We start from the raw sequence: 12030 nt of genomic DNA on the forward strand, positions 1-12030 counted from the left end.
GCGCGGCGCCCCGCCCGGCGCCCCGGGGCGGGGCCCGCCGGGGGGGGGGGGGGGGGCCCGGGGGGGGGGGGGCCGGGGGGGCCCGCCGGGGGGGGGGGGGGGGCGCGCCCCCCCCCGGCGGCCCGCACGCCTCCCGCCGCCGGTTCAGGCGCCCGGGGCCGCCGTGATCATGCCGGCGGCGATGGCCGCGCCGAGCGCCGCGTAGTCGTCGGCGTTCTGGTGGGCGTAGGCGAGCGCGAAGTCGGCGACGGCGCGGTCGAAGACGTCCGAGCCGCCGAGGTAGGCGGCGATGGCGACGCGGTCGCCGGAGCGGGCGTGGGCGCGGGCCAGGGCCCGGCCGCAGAGCCGCGCGTACTCCCGCAGCATGGCCGGGGACATGGTCTCCACCTCGGCCGAGCCCTTCATGTCGCGCAGTTGACGCCAGTAGAAGTGGCGCTGTTCGGGGCCGGTCATCCAGCCGAGGAAGATGTCGCTGGCGGCCTGGATGAGCCGCTGGCCGCAGACGACCCGCTGGCCCTGGTGGGGGTAGGCGGTCGGGGCCAGGTACTCCTCCAGGACGGAGTGGCCGGCCTCCTTGATCTGGAGGATGAGCGGGTCGCGCTCGTCCCGGCCTTCGAGGAGGAGGACGAAGCAGCGGGTGCCGACGCTGCCGACCCCGACGACCTTGCGGGCGGCGTCGAGGAAGCGGTAGCGGTCGAGGAGCAGCCGCCGCTCCTCGGCGAGGGAGCTGCGGTAGTCGCTGAAGACCTTGCCGAGGGTGATCCGGTCGATGTCCGTGGTGCGTTCGAGGAGCGGCGGGTCGTCGACGATGTGCCGGTGTCCGTCCGCGTCCGCCTCGGTGAGCTTGGCGAAGGCCTGGAGGCTGGTGCGGCGGCGGGCGCGGGCGAGGCGGCTCTCCAGGCGGGCGCGGTCACCGCGGTGGACCAGGGCCAGGAGGTCGTCGGCGGCGATCCGCTCGTACCAGACGGTGAGTTCCCCGAGGCCGGCGAGGCGGCGCATGGACGTGCGGTACGACTCGACGGCGACGAGGGCGGCGCGCCGGGCCTTGGGTCTGGTGCCGCCGTTCTGGAGGGCGGCGACGGTGATGCTGGCGGCGAGCCGTTTCACGTCCCATTCGAAGGGGCCGGGGAGGGTCTCGTCGAAGTCGTTCACGTCGAAGAGGAGCGTCCGTTCGGGTGAGGCGTAGACCCCGAAGTTGAGGAGGTGGGCGTCGCCGCAGAGCTGGACGGTGAGCCCGGTGCCGGGCTGGGCGCCGAGGTCGGCGGCCATGACGGCGGCGGCGCCGCGCAGGAACGCGAAGGGGGAGGCCGCCATCCTGCCGTACCGGAGGGGGACGAGGTCGGGCAGCCGGTCCTGGGCCTGGCGCTCCAGGACGCCCAGCGGGTCGGGCCGCTGGGAGCTGGGTATCCAGCGGCCGTGGGAGGACCGGGGGACGCGTTTGCGCGCCTCCCTGCCCCGTGCGGCGCGCTCCGACGACGTCGTCATCCGGCCTCACCCGCCTCTTCCGCCGGGGCGGATTCGCCCCCGTCACCTGGAACCTCATTACAAGGCGCAACGCGCGTTTCGGCCACTCTTTCCGACCGGACTGGCAAAATGGTTTAGACCAATGATAGGAATTGATCACCCATACGGCCCATGCGGTCACGCTGAGCAAAGAGAGGGTTGATCATGGCCGAGCCCGATTCCGGGGCGGCGGCGGAAGTGCCGCTCTACCTCCGGGTCGCCGCCGCCCTGCGTGAGGATCTCGCCCAGCGGCGCATCTCCCCCGGCAGCCGGCTCCCTTCGGAGCGTTCGCTGTCCCAGCGCTACCACGTCAACCGGCAGACCGTGCGGAGCGCGCTCCAGCTCCTGCGCGACGAGGGGCTCGTGGTCACCGACCGGCGCGGCACCTTCGCCGCCGGGCCGGAGGCCGAGGCCGGCGCCGAGACCACCGTTCCCGCCCCGAGGGCCCACCGGCCGACTTTCCCCGGCGGCCCCCGCGCGGCGGGGACGCTGGTGCGGGCCTCGCTCACCTGGGAGCCGCCGCCCGTCCCGCTCGCACCGCGGCTCCAGCTCGCCCCCGGCGAACCGACGCTCGTCCACCGGCACGCGGTGCTCGATCCGCAGGGGTCGGCGCTCCAGCGGGCGGTGTCGTGGTTCTCCCGGGCGGCGCTCGCCGAGATCCCCCAACTGGCCCGCTACCGGCGGGGCCGGGACTGCCGGCAGCAGGCCGACCTGAGGCTCCTCTACCACTGGATGCACCAGGCGGGGCTGCGGGTCGTCCACCGGGAGTCGGTGGGCGTGCCGACCGACCCCGGGACGGCGGCCGGCGGCGCGGCCCGGCTGCTCGTCCACCGGGTGGTCAGCGACCAGCACGGGCACGCCCTGGAGATCACGGACATCGATGTCACGGCCCGGTCGGCCGCCTGGACCTACGAGTTCAGCGCCTGAGGACGCGGACACGGGAGCGCCCGGGCGGCGACGGGCCGACCCGGGCGTTCCCGTGCGGAGCACCCCTTCGCACACGGAACCCCCTAGACGATCCCCTCCGCGATGTCCGCCTCCTCGCGGGCCGTGCCGTACGCGGTCGGCGTGCCGTACGAGCGGCGGGCGACGTACCACCAGACGCTGGCCAGGACGAGGACGACGGCGAGGGCGACGACGGCGTAGTTCATGGTGTCGACCGTCACCGGCGACTTCTGCGGCAGGCAGAAGAGGACGGTCACCAGGGCCACCCAGACGACGGCGGTCCAGCCGATCGGACTGCTCCAGCGGCCCAGGTTCCACGGGCCGGGGACGAACCGCTTCCCGGCGCGCAGCCGCAGGTAGATCGGGATGGCGTAGGCGGGCGTGATGCCGATGACGTTGATGGCGGTCACGGCGCCGTAGGCGGTGGCCGAGTACAGCGAGGGCACGGCGATGAGCGCGGCCACGCCGACCGAGAGCCAGACGGCCGGGACGGGGGTCTGGGTGCGGGTGCTGACCTTCCGCCAGAGCGCCGAGCCGGGCAGGGCGTTGTCCCGGCTGAAGGCGAAGACCATCCGGCTCGCCGCGGCCACCTCGGCGTTGCCGCAGAAGAGCTGGGCGACGATCACGACGAGCAGCAGGGCGGTGGCGCCGCCGGAGCCGAGCGCGTCCAGGAGGATCTGGGCGGGCGGGACCCCGGTGGCGCTGTTCTGCGTGGCGGCGTAGTCCTGGATCGCGAAGGTCAGTCCGGCGAGCAGGGCGAAGCCGGCGATCCAGGAGACCCAGATGGCCCGCACGATGCCCTTGGCGGCGGCGACGGAGGCGTTCGAGGTCTCCTCGGAGAGGTGGGCGGAGGCGTCGTAGCCGCTGAAGGTGTACTGGGCCAGGAGCAGGCCGATCGCGGCGACGTAGAAGGGGTTGGCCCAGCCGGTGTCGTTGACGAACTCGGTGAAGACGAACTCGGCGGACTGGTGGCGCTCCGGGACGATCGCGAGGGCGCCGACGATGACCGCGACGCCGGCCAGGTGCCACCAGACGCTGACGGAGTTCAGGACGCTGACCAGGCGGACTCCGAAGAGGTTCAGGACGGCGTGGAGCAGCAGGATCGCCAGGAAGATGAGGAAGGTGGAGCCGGCGGTGGGTTCGAAGCCCCACTGGAGGTTGAGGAAGGCACCGGTGAAGAGGGCGGCGCCGTAGTCGATGCCGGCGATGGCGCCGAGCAGGCCGAGGAGGTTCAGCCAGCCGGTGTACCAGCCCCAGCGGCGTCCGCCGAGCCGGTCGGCCATGTAGTAGAGGGCGCCGGAGGTCGGGTAGGCGCTGGTGACCTCGGCGAGGGCGAGGCCCACGCAGAGGACGAAGAGGCCGACGCCGGCCCAGCCCCACAGCATGACGGCGGGCCCGCCGGTCCCCAGGCCGAAGCCGTAGAGGGTCATGCAGCCGGAGAGGACCGAGATGACCGAGAAGCTGATCGCGAAGTTGCCGAAGCCGCCCATGCGGCGGGCGAGGACGGGCTGGTAGCCGAGCTCTCTCAGCCGCTCCTCCTCGTCCTGGACGGGCGGTGGCTTGCGTATCGGGTCGGTCGGGGCTTCGGTGCGGGCCATGGTTCCTCCGGGGGACGGGGCGGGCGGAAGGGGCGTACGGGGGGGGCGGGCGGAAGCTATGTGCAAAAGGGCGGGCCGGGGCGGGGCCTCAGTCGGCGAGACAGCGGGCGCGGGCCCGCAGGAAGACCTCTTCGGCGAGGGCGCGGTCGTCCGGCCGGGCGGTCCGGTAGGCCCACGGCAGCGTCGTGTAGTACGGGCCGAGCGCCTCGAAGACCCGGGTCGCGTCGGCGAAGCGGAGGGCGCCGAAGAGGGCGTGCGCCAGGTGGTTGAGGTCGAGCAGGGAGGCCTCGTCGACGGCGCAGAAGAAGAACCAGGTGTCCAGGGCCCGCTGGGCGTCGCGCACGGCGTCCTCGGCGACCCAGTGGAGGTCGAGGGCGCGCTCGTGGCCGCGCTCGCGCCGGTAGCGCTCGACGCGCACGTACAGCGGCAGGGCGTGCAGGGCGGAGCCGACGGGCGCGGAGGAGGCCGCCCAGTGGGAGTAGTTGACGGCTTCGGAGAGCGGTCCGGAGCGCCGGGCGTAGACGAACTGGAGCATGCGGTGGTGCGCCTCGCGGTTGTACGGGTCGCGCTTCTCCGCCTCGGCGAGCAGGCCCCAGGGGCCGGACGGCAGCATGGGGGCCGGCGGGGCGAGCCGGTGCTCGGCCATGTGCTGGGCCCCGTCGAGGGCGGCGAGGGCGAGCAGTCCCACCCAGGGCACCGGGTCGGCGGGCGAGCGGTCGACGGCCTCGCGACAGGCGGCCCCGGCCTCCTGCCGGAGCTGCCCGGCGCGGGCGTGGCCGGAGCGGTGGGCGCGCACGGCCCGCTCGACGGCGACGCGGCTGTGCATCACGGCCGCGGCGGGGCTCTCCGGTTCCTCGTCGCGCCAGGTGCGGACGACGTCGGTGCCCGCGGCGACGGCGGCGAGGACCTGGGTGCGCCGGGTCCAGGCGCCCCAGTCGGAGGTCTCGTCGAGCAGCCGGGCCATGGCCACCCAGCGGCCGGTGCGTAAGTCCTGGAGGGCGTGGCGCAGGGCGTGGTCGTGGCCCGCCGGGTGGTAGACGGGACGGAAGCCTTGGCCGGCCATCAGGGAGCGGGGCGTGGTGTGGGTGGCATGGTTCCTCGGTGGATGGGGTGGGGTGGTCAGTCCCCTGGGCGGTGTCCCGGCCGTTGATCGGCGATCACTATAGAGCGCTCTGGACTCGGCCGGTCCACTTTCTTCCGTGACGACAACTATTCGGCCAACGACCGAATTTGACTTACTGTCAGGTTCGGCGGCGGACCTGACGGGGTCGTCCGGCGAGGCTTGACGGGTTGCTCCGGCGGCGGCACCCTGACCCTTTTCGGTGACCGGACGATCACCGAACGGGACCATCGACAGGAGCGGCAGGATGACGGGCGGCCCGGTACTCGCCGTCGACCAGGGCACGTCGGGCACGAAGGCCCTCGTCCTCTGTCCGGAACGCGGTGTCCTCGGCAGCGGTACGGCGCCGGTCCGGCCCCGGTACCTGCCGGGCGGCCTGGTCGAGGTCGACCCGCGCGAGCTGTACGACTCGGTGGTGGCCGCGGGGCGGGCGGCGCTCGCCGGGGCGGGCGTGCCGGTCGCGGCCGTGGGCCTCGCCAACCAGGGCGAGACCGTGCTCGCCTGGGACCCCGCCACCGGCGAACCGCTCACCGACGCGCTCGTCTGGCAGGACCGCCGGGCCGCCGGGATCTGCGAGGGGCTGGAGCCCCACGCGGAGGAGTTGCGCCATCTGACCGGCCTCCCGGTGGACCCCTACTTCGCCGCCCCGAAGATGGCCTGGATCCGCCGCCACGCCACCGCCGCGGGCGCCGTCACCACCAGCGACGCCTGGCTCGTCCACCGGCTCACCGGCGCCTTCGTCACCGACGCGGCGACCGCCGGACGCACCGGGCTCCTCGACCTCGACACGGTCTCCTGGTCGGAGACCGCGCTCGACCTGTACGGGCTCGGCGGCGAGCCGCTGCCCCGGGTCGTGGACTGCGACGCGCCCGTGGGCACCACGACCGCCTTCGGCCCGCCGCTCCCCCTCACCGGCCTCCTGGTGGACCAGCAGGCGGCGCTGCTCGCGCAGAGCGCCGACGACCCGGCCGCCGCCAAGTGCACGTACGGCACGGGGGCGTTCCTGCTCGCGCAGACCGGCCACGCGCCGCTGCGGGCCGCCTCGGGCCTGGTGAGCTGTGTCGCCTGGCGGCTCGGCGGGCGGGTCGCCCACTGCCTGGACGGCCAGGTGTACACGGTGGCCTCGGCGGTGCGCTGGCTCACCGATCTCGGGGTGATCGCCGGGGCCGGGGAGCTCGACGCGGTCGGCGGCACCGTCCCGGACGGCGGGGGCGTCGCGTTCGTCCCCGCCTTCGCGGGGCTCGCCGCGCCCTGGTGGCGGGGGGACGTGCGCGGCTCGCTCACCGGCCTCGGCCTGGACACCGGCCCCGGGCACCTGGTCCGCGCCCTGTGCGAGGGCATCGCCGCCCAGGTCGTGGAGCTGGCCTCGGCCGCGGTGGCGGACCGGGGCGCGCCGCTGACCTCGCTGCGCGCCGACGGCGGCCTGACCCGGAGCGCGCTGCTCATGCAGACCCAGGCGGACCTGCTGCAACGGCCCGTCGAGGTCTCCGCCCTGCCCGACGCCACGGCCCTCGGGGTCGGCGCGGCCGCCCGCCTGGGCCGCTTCCCGGGGCTCGCGCTCCGGGAGGCCGTACCGGAGTGGAAGCCGTCGGCGGTGTACGAACCCCGGATCTCCGCCGCCGAGGCGGAGACGCGCCTCGCGCGGTTCCGCACGGAGGTCGCCGCCCTGCTGGCACGACCGGGGGCGACGACGGCCGGCGGGGCCGGGTGAGGGCCGCCGAGGACGACCGGACGGAAGCCGCGGGGAACGTCACCCGGTCGGGGCCCCTCCCCGGCGGGGATGCCGCGTACGACGTCGTGGTCGTCGGGGCCGGGGTCGTCGGGACCGCGATCGCCCGCGCGCTCGCCCGTCACCCGCTGCGGATCGCCCTCGTGGAGGCCGCGGACGACGTGGGCGACGGCACCTCGAAGGCCAACACGGCGATTCTGCACACCGGTTTCGACGCCGTGCCCGGCACCCTGGAGGCGCGGCTCGTCCGCGAGGGGCACCGGCTGCTCACCGCGTACGCGCGGGAGGCCGGCATCCCCGTGGAGCCGCTCGGCGCCCTGCTCGTCGCCCGGGACGAGGGACAGCTCGCCGCGCTCCCCCGCCTCGCCGAGAAGGCCGGGCGCAACGGCCATCACGGCACCCGGACCGTCGAAGCCGGCGAACTGGCCGCGCGCGAGCCCCACCTGGGCCCCGGCGCGCTCGCCGCGCTCGACGTGCCGGGCGAGTCGATCGTCTGCCCGTGGACGACCGTCCTCGCGTACGCCACGCAGGCCGTCCGCTCCGGGGTGGACCTGCACCTGAACTGCCGGGTGGAGGAGGTGCGTCCGGGCGTGCCGCACCACCGGCTCGTCACCCGGCGCGGGACGCTCCGGACCCGCCTCCTCGTGAACGCCTGCGGACTGTACGCCGACGCCTTCGACGCCCTGGTCGGACGCGAGGACTTCGCCGTCACCCCGCGCCGGGGCCAGTTGCTCGTCTTCGACAAGGCCGCCCGCGACCTGGTCCGGCACATCCTGCTCCCCGTGCCCGGCCCGCTCGGCAAGGGCGTGCTGGTCTCCCCCACCGTGTACGGGAACGTCATGCTCGGCCCCACCGCCGAGGACCTCGACGACAGGACGGCGACCGGCACGACCGCCGAGGGGATCGCCGGCCTGCGCGAACAGGGCGGCCGGGTCCTGCCCGCGCTGCTCGACGAGGAGGTCACGGCCGTCTACGCGGGGCTGCGGGCCGCCACCGGGCAGGAGGACTACCGGATCGCCGCGCACCCCGCCCTGCGGTACGTGACGGTGGGCGGGATCCGTTCCACGGGACTCAGCGCCTCCCTGGCGATCGCGGAGCACGTGCTCGGCCTCCTGGCCGACTGCGGGCTCGACCCTGGACCGGAGCGGCCGCTCGCCCCGGTCCGCATGCCGAACCTCGGCGAGGCCTTCCCCCGGCCGTACCGGGACGCCGGACTCATCGCCCGGGAGCCCGGGTTCGGGGCGGTCGTCTGCCACTGCGAGCGGGTCACCCGGGGCGAGATCCGGGCCGCGCTCGCCTCCACGATCCCCCCGGGCGGCCTCGACGGGCTGCGGCGCAGGACCCGGGCCCGGGGCGGCCGCTGCCAGGGCACCTTCTGCGGCGCGGAGGTGCGGGCGCTGTTCGAGGAGTCACGCCTCCCGGCGGAGAAGGACGGAGGGGACGGCCGGTGAACCGTACGGTCGACGTGCTCGTCGTGGGCGCCGGGCCCGCCGGTCTCGCCGCGGCCGCCCGGCTCGCGGCGGCGGGCGCGGGCCGCGTCGAGGTCCTGGAGCGGGAGACGGCCGCGGGCGGGGTCCCGCGCCACTGCGCGCGCCCGGGGTTCGGCGCGGACCCGCGGGGGCGGCCCCTGGACGGGCCGGGTCACGCGCGACGGGCGGTGCGGGAGGCGCTGCGGGCCGGGGCCGCCGTGCGCACCGGCGTCTCGGCCACGGGCTGGGCCGGGCCGCTCGCCCTGGACGTCACCTCCCCGGCCGGGCTCGAACGGATCGCGGCCCGCGCGGTGGTCCTCGCCACCGGCGCGCGCGAACGCCCCCGCAGCGCCCGGCTCCTGCCGGGGACGCGGCCCGCCGGGGTGCTGACCACGGGCGAACTCCAGCGGACGGTCGAGCGGTTCGGGGGCCGGAAGGGACGTGCGGGGCGGCAGCACGCGGGGCCGGGGCATGTGGGGCCGGAGTACGTGGGGCGGCGGGCCGTGGTCGTCGGCGGCGAGCCGGTGGCCCGGAGCGCGGTGCGGACGCTGCGCGCGGCCGGGGTGGAGGTGGCGGCGGTCGTCACCGAACTCCCTTTCCCGGCGACCGGGTTCGAGGCCGTGCCGCTGCTCACCGGCACGGTCGTGACGGAGCTGCTCGGGCGCGGGCGGCTGACCGGCCTCGCGGTCCGGGGACGGGACGGCCGCGCGTCCGTCCTGCGGTGCGACACGGTGGTCCTCACCGGCGACTGGGTCCCGGACCACGAGCTCGCCCGCGCCCGCGGGCTGCCGCTCGCACCGGGCACGCGGGGCCCGGTGGTGGACGGCGCCTTCCGCACCGCCGCTCCCGGGGTCTTCGCGGCCGGCAACCTCCTGCACGGCGGGGAACCGGCCCCGGTGGCCGCCGCCGAGGGGCGGGCGGCGGCCGACGCGGTGCTCGCTCACCTCGATCGGCTCGCTCACCTCGATCACCTCGACGGCTCGCCCCGGCCCGCCGGTACGGTGCCGGTCGCGGCGGCGGGGGCCCTGCGGTGGGTGACGCCCGGTCTCCTCGGCCCGGAGGCCACGACCCTGCTCGTACGGCCGGAGCAGCGTCTCGTACGGCCGGTCCTGACCGTCTCGCAGGACGGCGTACGGCTGCGGCGGGAGCGGCTGCGCGGAACGCTGGTGCCGTGGCGTTCCGTACGGCTCGGGCCCGGCTGGACGCGCGGGGCGGACCCGGCGGGCGGGTCCGTGACGGTCGGGGCGGAGGAGTGAGGGAGGCGCGTGCGCCGGTCGGCGTGCGCCGGGGCACACCGCCGGGGGCGTCCCGGCGGGCTGCGCGGGCGGGGGCCTTCGGACACACTGGGTCCATGCCGATCGAACGCGTCAAGCGCAGCGCGGGTCTCCTGGTCTTCCGCCGGACGGCGGACGGCGGTGTCGAGGTCCTCATCGGCCACATGGGCGGGCCCTTCTGGGCGTCCCGCGAGGAGGGCGCCTGGTCGATCCCCAAGGGCGAGTACGGACCCGACGAGGAGCCCGACGCGGCGGCCCGCCGGGAGTTCCGGGAGGAGTTGGGCCTCGCCGCCCCCGAGGGCGACTGGATCGACCTCGGGGAGAGCCGGCAGCGCAACGGGAAGCTCGTCACCGTCCGGGCGGTCGAGGGCGACCTGGACCCGGAGCGGATCGTGCCGGGCACCTTCACCCTGGAGTGGCCGCCCCGTTCCGGCCGCCTGGAGGAGTTCCCGGAGATCGACCGGGTCGGCTGGTTCGCCCCGGAGGCGGCGGCCCCGCTGCTCGTCGTGGGCCAGCAGGCCTTCCTGGAGCGGCTGGCCGCCCACCTGGACGGGCGGGGCCGGGCCTGATTGTCAGAGGCGTGCGAGAAGGTGGTGGGAGCCGAACTGTCGAGAGGGAGCCCGACATGACCACGATCACCGCCGACGAGCGCGCGGCGGCCCAGGCGTATCTGCGGCTGCTCGCGTCCACCCGGGCCGTGCTGGCGGACCCGCGGCTCGCGCCGTACGCGGGGGCGATGCTCACCCGTCCGATGGCGGAGGCCGACGAGGCGCTCCGCGCGGCCGGCCTCGCCGGGAACGAGGACCGGCTCCTGAGCGTCGTCTCCTCCCTGCGGTCCTCCTCCCCGCCGGCGTGGGGGCGGGCGGGCTGAGGCCCCCGCCGGGCGGCCTCGGCTCCGTGCCCGGGGATCAGCGGGCCGGCCGGACCGGGAGCGTGCGGACGCTGTTGCCCACGAAGCCGGCGTGACGGGTCAGGCCCTCCTCCGGGACGGCCAGGTCCAGGTCGGGGAAGCGGGTGAAGAGGGCCTCCAGGGCGGTGGTGGCCTCCAGGCGGGCGAGCGGGGCGCCCAGGCAGTAGTGGGGGCCGTGGCCGAGGGAGAGGTGCTTCGCCGTCGCGGCGCGGGTGACGTCGAAGCGGTCGGCGTCCGGGCCGTGGGCCCCGGTGTCGCGGCCCGCCGCCGAGTACCCGGCGAGGACGGGGGTGCCCCGGGGGATGAGGGTGCCGTCGACGGTGAGGTCCCGGGTCGGGTAGCGGAACGGGAAGTAGCTGACCGGGCTGTCCCAGCGGAGGGTCTCCTCCACCACGTCCGCCCAGGTCGCGCGGCCCTCGGTGACCAGGGCGAGCTGGTCGCGGTGGGCGCAGAGCGCCCGGACCGCGTTGGTGATCAGGTTCAGGGTGGTCTCGTGGCCCGCGATGATCATCAGGAGCAGCGTGCCGATGAGCTCGGGCCCGCTGAGCCGGTCGCCGTCCTCGCCGTGGGCGGCGATGAGGGCGCTGGTGAGGTCGTCGCCGGGGTCGGCCGCCTTGGCGGTGACGATGGAGGCGAGGAGCGCGGCGAGCTCCTGGTTGGCGGCGACGGCCCGCGCGGGTTCGGTGTCGGTGGCGACGACCAGGCTGGAGAGGTGGTGCAGCCGGTCCTGATGGGCCGGGTCGACGCCGAAGAGCTCGCAGATGACCCCGAGCGGCAGCGGCAGCGCGTAGTGCCGGCGCAGGTCGGCGACGCCGTCGCCGGCCGCGGCGGCCCCGGCGAGTCCGTCGAGGAGTCCGGCGGTGACGGCCTCGACGCGCGGGCGGAGCGCCTCGACCCGGCGGGCGGTGAAGGCGCTGCTGACCAGGGTGCGCAGCCTGCGGTGGTCGGCGCCGTCCGCGGTGGTCATGCCGGGCACGGTGGCGAAGGTCCGCAGCGGCCAGCCGTCGGGGATGCGGCCCTCGGCGAGGGCGGTGAAGTGCCGGGCGCCCTTGGCGACGTCGGGATGGGAGAGGAACTCGCGCAGCGCGTCGTGGCCCAGTACCGCCATGCCCTCGACCTCGCCGGGCAGGACCACCGGGACCACCGCGCCCCCGGCGAGCAGTCGCGCGTTGTCCGCGTGCGGACAGCCGCCCGCCGGATCCAGGCGGTACGGCGTCCGGCCGGAGGGGTCGGCGGGGTGCGGGGTGTTCGCGGTGTTCACGGAGGGAACTCCTGACTGCGGGACGGCCGGTGCGGCACGCGAGCGGTCAGATCCTACGGTCAACCCCGTTGTTCTCGTACGGAGTTGTCCGGAGCGGCAGGGCGCACGGCCGGGGGCGGCGGCGGGACGGGGCGGGCGGGGCCGGGGAGCCTCCCGTACGGAACGGTGGTGCGCCGACGCCGGGGGCCCCGTACGAACGATGGTGCGCCGGGCCGGGTGTG

At 76.0% G+C, this 12030-nt stretch carries 10 protein-coding genes; 6 read left to right on the forward strand and 4 right to left on the reverse strand.

Annotated features, from left to right (window positions below):
• Positions 1-144: 144 nt before the first annotated feature.
• Positions 145-1485, reverse strand: a complete 1341-nt coding sequence (locus ACFYNX_RS01735) for a DUF2252 domain-containing protein (RefSeq protein ID WP_365540600.1) — start codon at positions 1483-1485, stop codon at positions 145-147.
• Between the two features lie 183 nt (positions 1486-1668).
• Here ACFYNX_RS01735 and ACFYNX_RS01740 point away from each other — a divergent pair, with 183 nt between their 5' ends.
• Positions 1669-2430: a GntR family transcriptional regulator gene (locus tag ACFYNX_RS01740; RefSeq protein WP_388656515.1), complete on the forward strand. Its 762-nt coding sequence runs from the start codon at positions 1669-1671 to the stop codon at positions 2428-2430.
• 83 nt (positions 2431-2513) lie between these two features.
• Here ACFYNX_RS01740 and ACFYNX_RS01745 read toward each other — a convergent pair whose 3' ends face one another.
• Positions 2514-4046 (reverse strand): amino acid permease, encoded by a 1533-nt coding sequence (locus tag ACFYNX_RS01745; protein WP_388656518.1) that lies wholly within the window; start codon positions 4044-4046, stop codon positions 2514-2516.
• Positions 4047-4134: 88 nt separating this feature from the next.
• The gene (locus tag ACFYNX_RS01750; RefSeq protein WP_365540597.1) at positions 4135-5109 is read right to left on the reverse strand and encodes a hypothetical protein; all 975 of its coding nucleotides are present in this window, start codon (positions 5107-5109) and stop codon (positions 4135-4137) included.
• A gap of 304 nt (positions 5110-5413) precedes the next feature.
• Between ACFYNX_RS01750 and ACFYNX_RS01755 the strand changes: the two genes are divergently transcribed.
• From ACFYNX_RS01755 to ACFYNX_RS01775, 5 genes are all read left to right on the forward strand, one after another.
• Complete coding sequence (locus tag ACFYNX_RS01755) at positions 5414-6877, forward strand: FGGY family carbohydrate kinase (protein WP_388656521.1); 1464 nt, start codon at positions 5414-5416, stop codon at positions 6875-6877.
• Positions 6874-8346 (forward strand): FAD-dependent oxidoreductase, encoded by a 1473-nt coding sequence (locus tag ACFYNX_RS01760; protein WP_388656524.1) that lies wholly within the window; start codon positions 6874-6876, stop codon positions 8344-8346. The genes ACFYNX_RS01755 and ACFYNX_RS01760 overlap by 4 nt, the downstream gene beginning before the upstream one ends.
• Positions 8343-9620, forward strand: a complete 1278-nt coding sequence (locus ACFYNX_RS01765) for an FAD-dependent oxidoreductase (protein ID WP_388656527.1) — start codon at positions 8343-8345, stop codon at positions 9618-9620. The genes ACFYNX_RS01760 and ACFYNX_RS01765 overlap by 4 nt, the downstream gene beginning before the upstream one ends.
• Before the next feature lie 95 nt (positions 9621-9715).
• Positions 9716-10207, forward strand: coding sequence for an NUDIX domain-containing protein (locus ACFYNX_RS01770; RefSeq protein WP_365540593.1), 492 nt, complete (start codon positions 9716-9718; stop codon positions 10205-10207).
• Positions 10208-10263: 56 nt separating this feature from the next.
• Positions 10264-10509, forward strand: coding sequence for a hypothetical protein (locus ACFYNX_RS01775; protein WP_365540592.1), 246 nt, complete (start codon positions 10264-10266; stop codon positions 10507-10509).
• Between the two features lie 37 nt (positions 10510-10546).
• On the opposite strand, the gene ACFYNX_RS01780 is transcribed toward ACFYNX_RS01775, so the two are convergent.
• Positions 10547-11809 carry a cytochrome P450 gene (locus ACFYNX_RS01780; protein ID WP_388656531.1) on the reverse strand — a complete coding sequence of 421 codons (1263 nt, stop codon included), beginning with the start codon at positions 11807-11809 and terminating at the stop codon, positions 10547-10549.
• Positions 11810-12030: the final 221 nt, after the last annotated feature.

The organism is Streptomyces sp. NPDC007872 (assembly GCF_042868165.1).
Taxonomy (GTDB): domain Bacteria; phylum Actinomycetota; class Actinomycetes; order Streptomycetales; family Streptomycetaceae; genus Streptomyces.